Raw genomic sequence first — 16,372 nt, forward strand, 5'->3', positions numbered from 1 at the left:
ATCAAGTGAAACGGGGACAATCGTTAATTTATCTTTAGACATAGAGATGGCACCTCCTTAAAATTGATACCTTTATGGTACCGGAGGTGCCTGAATGAATATATGCGTTATTTGATTACGGGCTTACGCTAAACCCTACTAATTTATCTTTATCATAGGCCCCTACGATAATACCGCCGTGTTTAATTGCTGTTAACGTTTGATGCGTTGGTAGCGGTGTAGTTTTCCAAACCGCTACTTCTAATTGTTGCACTTGTGCCATCTCTTCTATTGTTGTGAGTTCTTTAATTTCGATCAACTCAAATCACTTCTTCCTTTACATGCTGTAAGGCGTTGACTAACGCTGTCGTAATAATGTCTACACCGACGGATAGCTGTTCTGTGTTAAAGGTCATGTGAGGGTGATGTAACCCTGGTGTTACGCCACAGCCTAGCCCTAGCATTGTCGTTTGTAAGTGCGGACGGTGGTAGGCATAAAAATGAAAATCTTCACCACCAGGGGTAATGACAGGTGGAGCACAACTCGCACCTTCTGTTGCTTCAATCGCTGTTGCTAAGATGTTTTTTGCTACTTCATCTACCGTTGCTGCAACAATATGAGCCGATACCGTTGTTGTAATTTTTGCCTCGTATAATAAACTTACCGCTTCGATTGCTTTAGCGAGCCCTTTAGAAGCTGCTGCCATCGTATCATTTGTTTGCGCACGCATATCAATACTAAATGTTGCACTTCCTGGAATAATATTAGTTGAAGTGCCACCTGCTTGAATTTGTGTCATCTTAATCGAATACGACTCGTTAGGGCTTACCCAAATATTTTTGATAGCATCAATAAGTGCTGCCGCTACTTCTATCGTATTAATTCCTTGTTCTGGGCGAGCACCATGCGCCTCTACGCCTGTAATAGTACCGGTAATAAGTTTAGCCGCCCCGTGGTATAAAGCAGGTGCATGCCACCCATCCTCTAACTCAACAAGTGGACGAACATGAGCACCAAATAAAAATTGGAGTGAATCTACAAGCCCTTTCTCTACAAAAGCTTTAGCGCCACCTGCTTTTTCTTCAGCAGGTTGAAATAAAATTCGTATGGCACCTGGTAACTTATAGCGTTGTAACGCAAAAGCTACACCGAGTGCCATTGTCATATGGCCATCATGCCCACAAGAATGATTTGCTTTAAACTCTCCGTCTACCTCTTGCCATAGGGAATCAATATCTGTCCTGAAACCTACACGTGGTGTCCCTTGACCAATATCCACATACAAACCTGTTATATCATCAAATGTTATCGGATTAAGACCAGCAGCGCGCAATTGTTCTGCCAAATAGGCTGTAGTATTTACTTCTTGCCAACTTGGCTCAGGGTGATTGTGTAAATGAGTAAATATTTCAAAAAGACGTTGTTCCATGTTTTCAACTCCATCGATCTGCTAAAAAGCTATTTTGAAATTCATCAAATTTTTGTCTTTGGCTATTATAATACGTCGCATCATGCGCCATCATGCCTACGACAAGTGTATTCATAAATGAAATTAAAATTGGCATTAAGTCAATTGGTGAGAGCTCCATTTGCTGTAACACAAAAGCTGCATTTGCATACTCATGAATAGGCGCCACACTAGAATCGGTAATGGCCATAACATAAGCGCCTTGCTCTTGGAAAGATTTAGCTAGCGAAATTGATTCACTCGCATAGCGGTGAAGTGACACCACAAGAACAACTGAACGTGAAGTGACTTGCTGCATTAGTCTAATTAAGCTACTTGCCTCTGTAGTCACAAGCTGTACGTTAGGTCGCAAAATATTGAGTGTAAACTGTAACCACTGAACAGCAAAACTTGAAGCACCAGAACCAATTAAATAAATGGTATCTGCCTCATGCAGTTGCTTCGTAAAGCCATTAAATTGTTCAGGCTCAATATTTTCTGCTACATAAATAATTTGATGACTAATTTGACCCATCACTATTTCTGCTAGCTGTTGCTCTTCAAAGAGAGATTGTTTTGAAGCCACATAGTATCGTAAGGAACTATCCGAATTTTGTTCAAAAACAAGCATACCTATTTCTTTTTGCAATTGTGCAAAACCTGCTAACCCTATCGCATAACAAAAGCGAATGACGGTTGTTTCACTTGTTCCTGCCCGCTTACCAATATCACTTGCTGAATGGCTGCTTGAATACGCTAAATTGTCCCGGATAAAACGTGCCACTTTTTGTTGACCTTTCGAAAGCATAGGAAAGTAGTCTTCTATTCTTTTCGTAATACGATATGTCGCCAAAAGAAGCTCTCCCTTCATTTTTATATTTTATGAAGCGTAAACTTCATGTTGTGTATTGTAATTTACCACAACTATTAACTAATTTCAATGAATTTTCTGAAATTTATAATTACTTTGTGAAAAGGGAGGCTAACTCATCAAAAAAAGGATATTGTACAAGAGTTAAACTCTCATGCAATATCCCTTTTCTATTCAATCATTGATATAACTGCAGTTGCAGTTATAGTATGTATGGAGGCGGCGGGAGTCGAACCCGCGTCCAAAGACTCCGTTACTCCAACGTCTACGCGTGTAGTTTACCTATTTGCATTTCACGTAGCATTATGCCGATAAACTGGCGTCCTGTACGCTAACTTGGAAGTCTCTTGACACTAGCTCAAGTTGCACTAGCGACCGTATCCCACTAAAGTTGAGCCCTACGTTATACACATGGGCGATGTATAGGTAGAGCGCTTAAGAGCTTACGCTGCGAAAGCTAAGTTTTGTTGTTTGCCAGTTATTATATAACTTCCGTTGATGACGAAGACGAGACCTCCGACGCGCAGTTAGAGCCCGAACCATCCCTGTCGAATCCGTAACGCCCCCTTGTTTGCCTCAAACAAGTGAGGGTCTAGCTAAACGGCTAGTACGGTAACAACTTTTTATACTGACTTTCATTAGTATAAAATAATTTTGGGCAGCTTGCAAGCAAATGCCTTATTACATTTGGTTTTTTGCTTTGAATGCGCGCTCCATTTCGCGTTTTGCTTCCTTCTTACGTAGGTCATCACGCTTGTCGTAGTTTTTCTTACCTTTACCAACGCCAATTAATAGCTTAGCAAAGCCATCTTTAATATACATTTTTAACGGCACAATCGTATAGCCATCTTGTTTAATGCGACCAATCAATTGTGCAATTTGTTTTTTGTGCAATAGTAATTTACGTGAGCGCAGCGGGTCATGGTTAAAGCGGTTACCCTGATCGTACGGGCTAATATGCATATTTGAAATCCATGCCTCATTGTTGCGAATGCGGACGAATGAATCCTTAAGTTGCACCTTACCTGCACGAATGGCTTTAATCTCTGTACCATGTAGCACTAAGCCCGCTTCGTATGTTTCTTCGATAAAATAATCATGCCCTGCCTTTTTATTTTGCGCTAATACCTTACCTTCTCCTTTTGCCATATCCCTCTACTCCTCACTTACGCAGGCGGCCAAAGCCGCCCACTCGTTATTTACGTCGTCGGCTACGCTTGTTCTTTTTAGCGATAGCCTCATAAAATTTTGGTTTATCTTTATCACCTACGCGTTTACCACGTGGGTCACGCTCTTGTTTATCTCTTGGCTTGTCACCTGTTGCGCGACGGCTCTTACTACGCTTTGCAGGTTTATCATCTGTTCGGCGTTTTGGCTTATCCTCGTCACTACGACGGCGATTGCTACGCTTACGTTCACTGCCACCTGTTCGACGCTTGCCACGCTCGGCTTGAATAACGCGCGGTGCAACTTTACGCGTACGTTTAAAGGTTGGCGCAACACCATCTGTTACGATTTCAAAATCAATCGCCGACTCTTCGATGTTTACATTAGTCACAATAACTTTTACTTCGTCTCCTATGCGGAATTGGCGGTTGGTACGCTCACCAATCATAATCATTTGACGATCGTTGAAGTTGTAATAATCATCATGCATATTGCTAATGTGTACGAGACCTTCTACAGTATTCGGCAGTTCAATAAACATACCGAAATTCGTAATAGATGAAATAATACCGACAAACTCTTCGCCAATCTTATCAGCCATAAATTGCGCTTTTTTCAGTGCATCTGTATCACGCTCTGCCTCTACAGCCCGGCGCTCACGCCCTGATGTATGATCAGCAATTTCGTCCATCATCTCTCCCCATTTTTTAATCGTTTCACGCGATGTATCGCCGTTGATTAAATACGTGCGAATTAAACGGTGTACAATTAAATCAGGATAGCGTCGAATTGGTGACGTAAAATGCGTATAAAAATCAGTAGATAGACCGAAGTGACCTAATGACTCTGGATAATATTTCGCCTGTTGCATAGAGCGTAACATCATCGTTGAAATAACTGGCTCCTCTGGCAAGCCTTCAATTTCTTTAATAATTTTTTGCATTGCTTTGGGATGTACACTATTGCCCGTACCTTTAATTAATAAACCAAAGTTTGTGACAAACTCAAAGAAGCGCTGCAATTTTTCTGGTTTTGGGTCTTCGTGAATACGGTATAAAAACGGCACATTCATCCAATGGAAATGCTCGGCTACAGTTTCGTTAGCTGCTAACATAAACTCCTCAATTAAACGTTCGGCAACCGTACGTTCACGAATGACGATGTCTGTTGGCCAGCCGTCTGCATCCACTAACACTTGAGATTCTTTAAAATCAAAATCAATCGCACCACGGTCTGCACGCTTATTGCGTAAAATTTGTGCGAGCTCTGCCATATGCGTAAACATCGGCACAAGTGGCGCATAGCGTGTTAATAGCTCCTCATCCTTCTCTTCAAGAATTTTATAAACATCTGTATACGTCATACGCTCTGTCGTATTAATAACACCTTCAAAAATTTCGTGCGATACCACTTTACCATTGCCATCAATAATCATTTCACATGACATTGTTAAGCGGTCAACGTTTGGATTTAATGAACAAATCCCATTTGATAGACGGTGTGGCAACATCGGAATGACACGGTCTGTTAAGTAGACGCTCGTTGCACGGTCATAAGCTTCTTCATTGAGTGCGCTACCTTCTTGTACATAGTGACTAACATCGGCAATATGCACACCTAATTTATACGTACCGTCTTCATTCTTTGTAACAGTAACGGCATCATCTAAGTCTTTAGCATCCGCTCCGTCAATCGTCACGATCGTTTGGTCACGTAAGTCGCGACGACCTTCATATTCCTTCGGTTGTACAGTTTCAGGAATAGCGTTCGCTTCGTTCATCACTTCTTGTGGGAAGTCGATCGTAATACCATATTTATAAATAATCGATAAAATATCGACACCTGGATCATTTTTATGACCTAAAATCTTTGTAATATAGCCCGATACAGAACGCTCATCTGTTGCCCATTCTCTAACTTCTACCACAACTTTATGACCGTCCATTGCACCTAGGGTATCACCTTTAGCTACAAAAATATCAAACGGTAATTTTTTATCGTCTAAAATTACGAAACCGAAGCCGCGATTATCTTGAAACGTACCAACGAAGCTCGTTTGTGTGCGTTCTACAACTTTTAAAATCGTACCTTCTTGGCGGTCACCAAATGACTGACTCGCCAGTTGAACGAGTACAATATCACCATTAATTGCTCCGTTAATTTCAGTAGGCGGAATAAAAATATCTTGCATACCTTCTTTTTCAGGCACGACGAAACCAAATCCTTTAGCGTGGCCGATAAAGCGCCCTCTAAGTTGATTCATTTGCTCTGGTAGCCCGTACGCATTGTCAGCTGAACGTACAATTTTACCCATAGCTTCCATACGTACGAGTGTTTTTACTAACTCTTTAAATTCAGCTGCTTCAATCATGCCGAGCTCATCTTCAAATTGTTGCACTTTTAACGGTTTATAACCCTCACGCTTCATAATCGTTAAAATGCGCTGTGTTAAATCTTGTGTTGTCATACATTTCCCTCCTTTTATCTCATTACACTTGCCATGGCAAGCTTTCTAAAAATGTATATATGTCTTCATGTACTTGCTCTTTTTCTTTATCTAATGTAATAACATGCCCAGATTCATCGTACCATTTTAGCTGTTTTTCGTCTGAAGATACGCCCTCATAAATGACCTTTGCTGACTGTGGATCAATCACTTCGTCATGCGTCGCTTGAATGACGAGAAGTGGTGCATACACCATATCTAATTCACTTCTTACTTCCGTTACTAATTTACGTAATTCAGCTAACGAAGGCATGCCTTGTGCTTTAATAGCGGCTAGCTCTTTTTCGATTATATTTTCAGCTTTGCCTTCTAGTTTTTTATAGTTTTCGGCATAGCGTAGTACACCCTCAAACATCTTATCCGTTGTACGCATCGTCATCGGCGCACACATGACAACAGCGCCAAGTACAGGTTGTACCGTTGATAATTTTAACGTAAACACACCACCAAGTGATAGACCGACAACGGCAATTTGTTCATACCCGTCTTGCTGTAAAGTTTGATAAGCGCCCTCCACATCTTGCCACCAATCTGTAGGTGCTGTGTGTACTAATTGCTCTGGTGCTACACCGTGCCCCTTATAATGAGGGGCAATAGAGGTATACCCTTTTTTCTCTAAAAAGCGACCTACTTGACGCACATCTGCTGAGTAGCCTGTAAAACCATGCAATAATAACACCGCACGTTTACCTGCTTGGAAATAAAATGGCTCCATTACTAATCTTTTCATAAATTAACCATCCCCTTAAAAAAAACGCCTAACCACAACTTATGGTTAGGCGTAAGTATGCTTAAACTTTAGAAATCGCTAATGCTAAAACAAAAAATAGAACTGCTAAAACAATTGTCGCACGGTGAAGGACTAAGTCCATCCCGCGAGCTTTTTGCTTACCGAATAATTGCTCCGCTCCACCTGAGATAGCGCCTGATAACCCTGCACTCTTCCCTGATTGTAATAAAACAAGCGTAATTAAGCTTAATGAAACTACCATAAGTAATACTAAAAGAACTGTATGCAAACTACTGCACCTCCCGATAATGAAACTTCACAATACAACACATTATAACAAATTACAATGTTTGTTACAATGCTAGCGACAAAAAAGCGGTGATTGCTAACCAACCACCGCTCTTAAAAAATTATTTTTTAATGTTGTAGAAAGACTGTAAACCTTCGTACTTCGCTGTTTGGTGAAGTTGATCCTCGATGCGAAGTAACTGGTTGTATTTTGCAACGCGGTCTGTACGAGATGGTGCGCCCGTTTTAATTTGACCAGCGTTTGTTGCTACTGCGATATCAGCAATTGTAACGTCTTCTGATTCACCTGAACGGTGAGAGATAACTGCTGTATAACCTGCGCGTTTTGCCATTTCGATTGCATCAAATGTTTCTGTTAATGTACCGATTTGGTTTACTTTGATTAGGATTGAGTTACCAACGCCTTGTTCAATACCAGCTGCAAGTTTTTTCGTGTTTGTTACGAATAAATCGTCGCCCACTAATTGTACTTTGTCACCAATACGCTCTGTTAATAGTTTGTGACCATCCCAGTCGTTTTCGTCTAAACCATCTTCAATAGAGATGATTGGGTATTTTTCGCAAAGCTCTGCATACCATTCAACCATTTCAGCTGATGTTTTTACAACGCCTTCGCCTGCTAAGTTATAAACGCCCTTTTCTTTGTCGTAAAACTCAGAAGAAGCTGCGTCCATTGCTAAGCGAACTTCTTCGCCTGGTTTGTAGCCTGCTTTTTCAATAGCTTCGATAATTGTAGCAAGTGCTTCTTCGTTAGAAGAAAGGTTTGGTGCGAAACCGCCCTCGTCACCTACAGCTGTGTTAAGCCCTTTATCTTGTAATACTTTTTTCAAGCTGTGGAAAATTTCTGCGCCCATGCGTAATGCATGACGGAAAGATTCTGCGCCAACAGGCATAATCATAAATTCTTGAATATCAACGTTGTTATCAGCATGCTCACCGCCGTTAACGATGTTCATCATTGGTACTGGTAATTGCTTAGCGTTTACACCACCAAGGTATTGGTAAAGTGGAAGATCTAAGTAATCTGCTGCTGCGTGTGCAACTGCCATAGATACACCAAGAATTGCGTTAGCACCTAATTTACCTTTGTTTTCTGTACCATCAAGTTCGATTAATGCATTGTCAATGACAACTTGGTCAAGTACTGAGTATTGACCTTCTAATTCTTGAGCGATTACTGTGTTAACGTTTTCTACTGCTTTTAAAACACCTTTACCTAAGTAGCGTGATTTGTCGCCGTCACGTAGTTCAACCGCTTCATACTCACCTGTAGATGCGCCAGATGGCACGATAGCACGGCCAAAAGCACCTGATTCTGTAAATACTTCTACTTCTACTGTTGGGTTACCACGTGAGTCCATAACCTCGCGTGCATTCACTTGTGTAATAAATGGCATGATTAATTCTCCTCTTTTTCGATTAATGACGTACCTGTCATCTCTGTTGGTTGTGATACTTGTAATAAGTCTAACATGGTTGGGGCTAAATCGGCTAAAATGCCACCGTTTCGTAACACAATATTTTCCTTCGTTACGATAACAGGCACAGGGTTTGTTGTGTGCGCCGTCATTGGTTGACCTTCAATCGTTACAACTTCATCTGAGTTACCGTGGTCAGCTGTAATAATAGCTGCGCCGCCTTTAGCAAGCAGGGCATCTACTACACGCCCCAAGCACTCATCTACTGCTTCAATTGCTTTAATTGTTGGCTCTAACATGCCGCTATGCCCTACCATATCAGGGTTAGCAAAGTTTAAAATAATCGCGTCAAAGGCATCTGCTTCAATTTTTTCGACTAAAGCATCTGTTACCTCATAAGCGCTCATCTCTGGTTTTAAATCGTATGTTGCTACTTTAGGAGAAGCGATTAAAATACGCTCCTCACCTGCAAAAGTAGCTTCACGTCCGCCACTCATAAAGAATGTGACATGTGGGTATTTTTCGGTTTCGGCAATGCGCAGTTGACGCAGCTTATTATCCGCTAATACTTCACCAATTGTATTTTTTAAATCTGTATTGGCATACGCCACATTCGCCTTTACGATATCGCTATAATGCATAAATGTCACAAACTCTAAGTTTTGTGGATGCTTTGGTGATAATGCAAAACCATCAAACGCAGGGTTAGTAAAGACATATGATAGCTGAATTGCTCGGTCTGGGCGGAAGTTGTAGAAGATGACGGCATCATTTGTATCAATTGTCGCTACAGGCTTACCGTCGCGCTCAATAACAAATGGTAGCACAAACTCATCTGTCGCCTCTGTTTCGTATGAGGCAAGCACACCTTCCTTAGCAGAAGTTGCCGAGCCACCTACACCGTCAACAAGTGCATCATACGTTAACTTTACACGCTCCCAGCGCTTATCACGGTCCATCGCATAGTAACGACCATGGATAGATGCAAATTCGCCAACACCTGTTGCTGTCATTTGTGTTTCCGTTTGCTCAATATAAGTTAGCGCTGTTTTTGGTCCAACATCACGACCATCTAAAAAGCCGTGCACAAACACATCTTGTACATCATGCTGTTGAGCTAATTGTAACAAAGCAAACATATGATCATTGTGGCTATGTACACCACCGTCTGATAATAGACCCATGATGTGTAGCTTACTGTTATTTTTTTTCACATGGTGAATGGCATCCATAAACGCTTGGTTTTCGAAAAAGTCACCATCTGTAATGGATTTATTAACACGCGTTAGGCTTTGGTACACAATACGTCCTGCACCAATATTTAAGTGACCTACTTCGGAGTTACCCATTTGTCCGTCGGGTAAGCCAACACTACTGCCGCTTGCACCTAATGTATTATGTGGGTAGTTAGCGTAGTAGCGGTCAAAGTTTGGTTTGTTAGCTTGTGCTACTGCATTACCAAACACCTCATCACGAAAAGCAAAACCATCTAAAATAATTAATGCTACTGGCTTAGTCATTAACACGCGCCCCCGCTTCTACTAAGGCTAAAAACGATTGCGGCTCAAGGCTCGCGCCACCTACTAATGCTCCGTCAATATGCTCTTTTGCTAAAAGTTCGTCAATGTTTTCTGATTTCACGCTACCACCGTATTGAATACGCACGGCATTCGCTGTTGTTTCGTCATACATGTCTGCAATGACATGACGGATGATACCACACACTTCATTCGCTTGTTCAGCTGTTGCTGTTTTACCTGTACCAATTGCCCAAATTGGCTCATAAGCGATAACAAAATGCGCCACTTGTTGAGCTGTAAAGCCTTCAAGCGCTTTCGTAATTTGTGTCGTTACTTTTGTTGCGGTTTGTTGCGTTTCACGCTCTTGTAGCGTTTCACCACAGCAAATAATTGGCACGATGTCATGCGCAAGTGCTGCCGCGACCTTTTTATTTACCGCTTCGTCTGTTTCATTGTAGTATTCGCGACGCTCTGAATGACCGAGCACCACGTAATCTACACCCACACTTGCAAGTTGCGCTGGGCTAACTTCGCCTGTAAATGCGCCCTCGTTTTCATAGTGCATCGTCTGTGCACCGATAGCTAACTCACTATCTTGTGCGATTGCTGTTAATGTTGGTACAAATAAAGATGTTGCGCAAATCACAGCATCCACCTTCTGTGCTGTCGGTAAATTTTCTGCTACTTGTTCCACGAACGTTACTGCCTCGTCAAATGTTTTATACATTTTCCAGTTGCCCGCAATAATTGGTTTACGCATCCTTATCCTCCTTTTTATTTATCGTCTAGCGCTGCAATACCCGGAAGCACTTTACCTTCCATTAACTCTAGTGAAGCACCGCCACCTGTTGAAATATGATCCATCTTATCTGTTACGTTAAATTTCTCTACTGCTGCCGCTGAGTCTCCGCCACCAATAACTGTATAGCCCTCAGTCTCTGCCATTGCTTGTGCTACGGTTTTCGTACCATTCGCAAATTTTTCCATTTCAAATACGCCCATCGGTCCATTCCATACAACTAATTTAGAACCCTTAATAATTTCAGCATACTTTTCTGCTGTTTTTGGACCAATATCAAGCCCCATCATATTTGCAGGAATTGCATCAGTCGCTACAACTTCGGTATGCGCATCATTTGAAAAAGCATCCGCTACTACTGCGTCTACTGGGATGTGTAATTGAACACCTTTATCTTTAGCTTTTTGAATAAATGATTTGGCTAATTCAATTTTATCTTCTTCTAATAACGACTTACCTACATCATGGCCTAACGCTTTAATAAATGTAAATGATAAGCCACCACCTAAAATAAGATGATTTACTTCATCAAGCAAATTATTAATTACGCCGATTTTATCTTTAACTTTAGCGCCACCGATAATTGCTGTATACGGGTGCTGTGGTGTTTTTAACACTTGACCTAACACTTTAATTTCTTGCTCCATTAATAACCCTGATACCGCTTCGTCTACAAATGCCGCGATACCTGCTGTTGAAGCATGGGCACGGTGTGCTGTACCAAATGCGTCGTTAACATAAATGTCTGCAAGGCTTGCGAAAGCTTTTGATAAAGCTTCATCATTTTTTTCTTCGCCTGCGTCAAAGCGTACGTTTTCTAACATAATAACGTCGCCATTTTGCATAGCAGCTACTGCTTGTTCTACTGCTTCGCCTTTCCACTCATTGAGCTTTGTAACAGGTTGACCCATTAGCTCACCTAAGCGCTTTGCTACAGCATCCAAACGTAACTCTTCTTTCACCTCGCCTTTTGGACGTCCAAGGTGCGTTAAAATAATAACTTTAGCGCCGTTATCAGCGAGTTGTTTAAGCGTTGGTAATGAACCACGAATACGTGTATCATCCGTAATTTCGCCATTTTCCATCGGTGTATTAAAATCTACGCGAATGACTACGCGTTTGCCTTCTACCTTGACATCGTTAATTGTTTTCTTATTATACATGAAGAAAACCCTCCTTCAGTTTATAAAGCCGTGCGAATTATGCGTCTCGCCACCTTGCTTGAACACTAATTCCACCTGCATCAAATTGTATGGTTATCTAAAAATTATCCTTATTTATTATAGCCGTTCACTTGTATAAAGGCTATACTTTTCATTAGCAAATCCACTAATATGTCACACTTAATAAGAATTAGGTTATCGCAACAAATGAAAAAGCACGACCTAGCAAAGTATTGCTAAATCGTGCTCGTCCTATTATTTTAAACCGCGCGCTACTAAATATAATGCCAAGTCCATTAAGCGAGTCGCATAGCCTATTTCGTTATCGTACCATGCAAGTACCTTTACCATGCTACTTTCTAATACCATCGTAGATAAACCGTCTACAGTAGAAGAATGATGATCACCGTTATAGTCAATGGACACTAGCGGTAGCTCATTATAGCCTAAAATGCCTTTCAACTCATTTTCAGAAGCTTCTTTTAATGCCTCATTCACTTGTTCACGCGTTGCACCTTGTTTTAATTCTACTACTAAGTCAACACACGAAACATTCGGTGTAGGAACACGCATAGAGAAGCCGTCTAATTTACCTTTTAATTGCGGTAACACTTTTGCTACTGCTACAGCCGCACCTGTTGTTGTCGGAATCATCGACACTGCACCTGCTCGTGCGCGACGCGGGTCAGCATGCGGAAAGTCTAAAATGCGTTGGTCATTTGTATACGCATGAATTGTCGTCATCATGCCGCGCTCAATACCAAATTTTTCGTCTAGCACTTTAGCAACAGGCGCTAAACAATTTGTCGTACATGAAGCGTTGGAAATAACATGATCCGTTTCAGGATTATAATCCTCGTGGTTAACGCCCATTACAAACGTTGGCATCTCACCTTTTGCCGGTGCTGATAAAATTGCTTTTTTAGCCCCAGCTTCAATATGTTTTTTTACATCTTCCATTGAACGAAACTTACCTGTACACTCAAGCACAACGTCTACGCCTAACTCACCCCAAGGTAGCTGTGCTGGATCTTTTTCAGCAAACACGCGAACACGTTTGCCATCTACGACGAATGCATCGTCTTCGGACTGTACGTCACGATCATAAATACCGTGTACAGAGTCGTACTTTAGTAAATGCGCCAGTTGATGCGCGTCCGTTAAGTCATTCACTGCTACTACTTCAAATTCGTCATGCAACATTGCCTCACGAAACACCAGTCTACCGATACGTCCAAAACCGTTGATTGCTAATTGTAGTGCCATCATAAATTCCTCCAATTGTAAGTATAGTAATACGACATAAGACCTCTTGTCAGACATCTGTCTTTAATTATAAAGATTATTTTGGCAAATACAATTTATAACCCGTCGCTACAACCATCAAGTAGCGTGAGGTAATCTAATTGGCCGTATTGAACTACCTTTTCCCCTTTTACTACAACTGGAATCATCAACATATATTTTTCATGCACTTGATCGTCTTCTTCGATATTAATATACGCTACATTAAGCGCTAAATCTTGCGCTACCATAGCCATTATTTTTTTTCCTTCGTCACATAACGCACAATTAGGACGACCATAAAATAGCACTGTCATGTTATCACCTCATCAGTAGTATACAAAAAAACTACCACTATGAACGGCTCAAGTGGTAGCTTATCGTTTATTTTTTTGCCAAGCTTGTTGGTGGTGTTACACGTTTAACAAAGAATGCTAATACGAGTGCTACTGCTGCAATCCATGTTGAAATATAAAATGAATAGTTAATGGCATCTAGCATCGCTTCTACACCCAGTTTCGCTTGTAACTCCGCTGTCATTTGCATACCTGCTTTTGTCGCATCTGTTACTAAGTTTACCATCGTACTCTCTGTTCGATTATGCATAATTGTTAACAGTAGCGCTGTCCCAATGGCACCCGTAACTTGTTGCAAGGTATTATTAATCGCTGCACCATGTGGATTTAACTCACGTGGCAATTGATTTAAACCATTTGTGGAAATTGGCATCATTACCATCGACATACCAAACATACGCGTCGTATACACTGCCATAATATAATAATAGCTCGTATCAATTTTTAATGTTGATAATAAATATGTCGTAATAACCATAATTGTAAGACCAATAACCGCTAATAGTTTTGCACCGTACTTATCAAAAATACGACCGGTAATCGGTGACATTAAGCCCATAATAATCGCACCTGGTAACATTAATAAGCCAGCGTCAAATGGCGAAATACCACGCACAGTTTGTACATAAAGTGGCGTCAAAATCATACCGGAAAACATCGCCATTGAAATAACGCTGACGATGATAGACGAAAGTGTAAACATATTATAACGATATACGCTTAAATTTAAGAGTGGCTCCTCAAGCTTTAACTGGCGCACAATAAACCAGGCTAAAGCAATCGTACCGATAATAATTGTGCTATATACTTCTGGCGCACCCCATCCTTTATCGCCACCAGCCGAACTAAAGCCATATAAAATACCGCCAAACCCTACGCTTGATAACAGTACAGATAATACGTCTAGTGACACTTTACGATTAGGTGTAATATTTTGCAGTTTAAAAATACCGAGCACTAAGCTAAGTACTGCGAACGGTAAAATAATCGTAAATAACGTGCGCCATGTGTAGTGTTCAATTACCCATCCTGATAATGTCGGGCCTATGGCTGGTGCTACAATCATTACCATACCAAAGACACCCATCGCCGCACCACGACGCTCTACAGGAAACGCTAAAAGCATAACGTTCATTAACAGCGGCATCATAACGGCTGACCCTGCTGCCTGTAAAAAACGACCTGTTAGTAGTACTGCAAAGCTCGGTGCTAACATTGCTGTCGCTGTACCTAATGTAAATAATCCCATCGCTACAATAAATAGCTTACGATTAGTGAAACGTGTGACTAAAAATGCACTTGCTGGAATTAATACACCACTCGTTAACATATAGCCAGTAATTAACCACTGAGCTGTTGACGGGGAGATCGAAAATTCATTCATAATTGTTGGTAGTGCAATATTTAATAGTGTGTTATTTAATATTGAAATAAATGCACCAATAAATAAGATACTTATCATAAAATAAGGGACTTTCTTTTCGCTCATTTTTTTACTCACTCCTCTAAATCACTTACCCATTTTATACACATCGTCTAAAAAAATCAAACTTTTTATACTTGCAGTTCATTTTATAGGTTTTTTTTTCGAGCTATGCGATAATATACGTACATTAAGTGAAAGGAGCGCTAGTATGAACGCGCGCAAACGTAAAGTAATACAAGTAGCTTTGCAGCTTTTTTTAGAGAGAGGCTACGTCCAAACTTCAATACAAGATATTATTGAACACGCTGAAATTTCAAAGGGAACGTTTTACAATTATTTTTCTTCTAAAGATGATTGCCTCATTGCGATTATCGAAATTGGGCGCGAACAAACGATGGTTAAACGCAATGAGTTACTCCTTGGCAAACAACGCTGCGACGTCCAAGTACTCATCCAACAAATCGTCGTTGGCATCCAACTCAACTACAACCAGAGCCTACTCCCTCTTTTAGAAAACGTCTTTCAATATGGTAACCAAGCGTTAAAAGCTGCGTTACGTAACTATCACTTAAGAGAAATTAAATGGCTAGCTACACGCTTAGTAGACGTCTACGGAACTAAAATTAAACCGGTTAAATACGATGTCACGATGATGTTATTTGGCAGCTTACAGAGCTTTCAAAAAATGTGGCGTGCCGTTACACAAGAGCCATTTCATGTAGAAGGTGCGCTTCATTTTTTATTTAGTCAATTGGACAATATGATGCCGCATTTACATGAAGGTTTTATGACGGATGAAATTAATAGTTATATGGCTCAATATATTGCGTCGGAGCCTATCGAAAAAGGAGACATTTTACAGGATTTGCAAGAGCTCGTGCCGCTCGCTCAAAAGGTTTCAACAGAAAGTTACGAACTTACCGCCTTTTTACTAGATGAGTTACGTAAAAGTGAACCTAACATTACGATTATTCGTGCGATTTTGCCTTCTTTTTCAGGAAGTTTTGCTACGACACCTTATACAGAGGAGGCCATTGCTATTACGAGTGCGCTTTGGCGCTATTTAGAGGAAGTGTATAGCTAACGTAAAAAAATCTCGAAACCAACAACGGTTTCGAGATTTTCTTTATGTCGAGAGCAACTCTCGCTTTATATTATCAGTACAGAAAGTGAAGTAGCGAGCTACCTCACTTCTATGTGCTCCACACTATTTCTAGGCTGCTATACTAAAAATAGTGTGAATCCAATTATTCAAAAATATATCATTTAAAACAGTAAAATGGTGCCCTTTTTCAAGGACATAATTAATAATAGGCAAAAGCTCATAAAAAATCAATAACTTTTTCATTATTATTTGCATCATTTCACAAATTCGTCATAAAGTAAAGCATATACC

The 16,372-nt window shown here is 40.7% G+C and carries 15 protein-coding genes and 1 other RNA gene; 1 reads left to right on the top strand and 15 read right to left on the bottom strand.

Features of this window, described 5'->3' with window-relative positions; genetic code table 11:
- Window positions 1–115: 115 nt before the first annotated feature.
- From DDE80_RS02510 to DDE80_RS02580, 15 genes are all read right to left on the bottom strand, one after another.
- On the bottom strand, window positions 116–298 hold the full coding sequence (locus DDE80_RS02510; protein WP_201261483.1) for a hypothetical protein: 183 nt from the start codon (window positions 296–298) through the stop codon (window positions 116–118).
- 1 nt (window position 299) lies between these two features.
- Window positions 300–1,409, bottom strand: a complete 1,110-nt coding sequence (locus DDE80_RS02515; RefSeq protein ID WP_108306116.1) for an amidohydrolase — start codon at window positions 1,407–1,409, stop codon at window positions 300–302.
- Between the two features lie 4 nt (window positions 1,410–1,413).
- Window positions 1,414–2,280 carry a MurR/RpiR family transcriptional regulator gene (locus DDE80_RS02520; protein ID WP_235190392.1) on the bottom strand — a complete coding sequence of 289 codons (867 nt, stop codon included), beginning with the start codon at window positions 2,278–2,280 and terminating at the stop codon, window positions 1,414–1,416.
- Window positions 2,281–2,509: 229 nt separating this feature from the next.
- Window positions 2,510–2,865: a transfer-messenger RNA gene (ssrA, locus tag DDE80_RS02525) on the bottom strand.
- Between the two features lie 114 nt (window positions 2,866–2,979).
- Entirely contained in the window at window positions 2,980–3,447 is a 468-nt protein-coding gene (smpB, locus tag DDE80_RS02530; RefSeq protein ID WP_036146266.1) for an SsrA-binding protein SmpB, read from the bottom strand.
- A 46-nt stretch (window positions 3,448–3,493) separates the two neighbouring features.
- Window positions 3,494–5,932, bottom strand: a complete 2,439-nt coding sequence (rnr, locus tag DDE80_RS02535) for a ribonuclease R (RefSeq protein WP_108306117.1) — start codon at window positions 5,930–5,932, stop codon at window positions 3,494–3,496.
- 22 nt (window positions 5,933–5,954) lie between these two features.
- Window positions 5,955–6,701, bottom strand: coding sequence for an alpha/beta hydrolase (locus DDE80_RS02540; RefSeq protein WP_108306118.1), 747 nt, complete (start codon window positions 6,699–6,701; stop codon window positions 5,955–5,957).
- Window positions 6,702–6,762: 61 nt separating this feature from the next.
- Window positions 6,763–6,990, bottom strand: a complete 228-nt coding sequence (gene secG, locus DDE80_RS02545) for a preprotein translocase subunit SecG (RefSeq protein ID WP_108306119.1) — start codon at window positions 6,988–6,990, stop codon at window positions 6,763–6,765.
- Between the two features lie 121 nt (window positions 6,991–7,111).
- Window positions 7,112–8,407 (bottom strand): phosphopyruvate hydratase, encoded by a 1,296-nt coding sequence (gene eno / locus DDE80_RS02550; RefSeq protein ID WP_108306120.1) that lies wholly within the window; start codon window positions 8,405–8,407, stop codon window positions 7,112–7,114.
- A 2-nt stretch (window positions 8,408–8,409) separates the two neighbouring features.
- Window positions 8,410–9,948, bottom strand: coding sequence for a 2,3-bisphosphoglycerate-independent phosphoglycerate mutase (gene gpmI / locus DDE80_RS02555; RefSeq protein ID WP_108306121.1), 1,539 nt, complete (start codon window positions 9,946–9,948; stop codon window positions 8,410–8,412).
- Window positions 9,941–10,708, bottom strand: a complete 768-nt coding sequence (gene tpiA / locus DDE80_RS02560) for a triose-phosphate isomerase (RefSeq protein WP_108306122.1) — start codon at window positions 10,706–10,708, stop codon at window positions 9,941–9,943. Before tpiA ends, gpmI begins: the two co-directional genes overlap by 8 nt.
- Before the next feature lie 14 nt (window positions 10,709–10,722).
- On the bottom strand, window positions 10,723–11,910 hold the full coding sequence (locus tag DDE80_RS02565) for a phosphoglycerate kinase (RefSeq protein WP_108306123.1): 1,188 nt from the start codon (window positions 11,908–11,910) through the stop codon (window positions 10,723–10,725).
- Window positions 11,911–12,165: 255 nt separating this feature from the next.
- Window positions 12,166–13,176, bottom strand: a complete 1,011-nt coding sequence (gene gap, locus DDE80_RS02570; RefSeq protein WP_108306124.1) for a type I glyceraldehyde-3-phosphate dehydrogenase — start codon at window positions 13,174–13,176, stop codon at window positions 12,166–12,168.
- Between the two features lie 95 nt (window positions 13,177–13,271).
- Window positions 13,272–13,511, bottom strand: coding sequence for a glutaredoxin family protein (locus DDE80_RS02575; RefSeq protein ID WP_108306125.1), 240 nt, complete (start codon window positions 13,509–13,511; stop codon window positions 13,272–13,274).
- A 67-nt stretch (window positions 13,512–13,578) separates the two neighbouring features.
- Window positions 13,579–15,039, bottom strand: coding sequence for a DHA2 family efflux MFS transporter permease subunit (locus DDE80_RS02580; protein WP_108306126.1), 1,461 nt, complete (start codon window positions 15,037–15,039; stop codon window positions 13,579–13,581).
- 145 nt (window positions 15,040–15,184) lie between these two features.
- On the opposite strand from DDE80_RS02580, the gene DDE80_RS02585 reads away from it, so the two are divergent.
- Window positions 15,185–16,060 carry a TetR/AcrR family transcriptional regulator gene (locus DDE80_RS02585; protein WP_108306127.1) on the top strand — a complete coding sequence of 292 codons (876 nt, stop codon included), beginning with the start codon at window positions 15,185–15,187 and terminating at the stop codon, window positions 16,058–16,060.
- The last annotated feature ends 312 nt before the right edge of the window (window positions 16,061–16,372 follow it).

This window comes from Metalysinibacillus jejuensis, from assembly GCF_003057615.1.
Taxonomy (GTDB): Bacteria; Bacillota; Bacilli; order Bacillales_A; family Planococcaceae; genus Metalysinibacillus; species Metalysinibacillus jejuensis.